Source organism: Rhizobacter sp. P3_C12 (assembly GCF_056402735.1).
In genome coordinates this window covers 1-593 of record NZ_JBFUGW010000653.1, presented here as the reverse complement: position 1 = coordinate 593, position 593 = coordinate 1, and the positions used below count along the sequence as shown (strand labels likewise).

At 76.6% G+C, this 593-nt stretch carries 1 protein-coding gene; it reads left to right on the top strand.

All coding sequences use genetic code 11. The features are described 5' to 3' along the window. Positions 1-65: 65 nt before the first annotated feature. On the top strand, positions 66-593 hold a 528-nt coding region (locus tag AC1DXV_RS35190; protein WP_477938126.1), incomplete at its 3' end, for a histidine kinase dimerization/phospho-acceptor domain-containing protein.

The window sequence follows — 593 nt, the reverse complement described above, 5'->3', positions numbered from 1 at the left end:
CCGTGCAGCAGCGCGAGTCGGCCCCGCCGGAATCCCGGCGCACCGCGCGCAACGCGCCGCGCTTCGTGGCACTCCGCCAGGCACTGGCGGTGCGCGACGTGCCGGTCGACGAGGTGCGGCTGGGCACGGGCCGCGGCGAGCCGATGCTGTGGTTGCACGTGACACCTCCGGGCCGGCCTGCGACATGGCTGGGCGTCGCGGGGCAGGTGGTCGTGCCGGCGTGGTCGGCGCGCACCTTGCTCGCGTTGCTGATCACGAGCGTGCTGGTCGCCGGCGTCAGCTGGCGCTTCACGCGGCGCCTGACGCGCCCGCTCGAGCAGTTGCGCGAGCGCATGCAGGCGCACCAGCCCGGCCAGGCCGCGCCGGCCGCCGCCCCGGCGACCGCCTCGCCCGAGGTGGCCGCGATCGACGTCGCCTACCGCGACCTGCTCGTCCGCCTGCAGCAGCACGAGCGCGAACGGGCCGTGCTGCTGGCCGGCGTCTCGCACGACCTGCGCAGCCCGCTCGGCCGCATCCGCATGGCCGCCGAGCTGCTGCCCGACACGCCCGAGACGCAGGCCCGCCGCGCCAGCATCGTGCGCAACGTGCAGGAT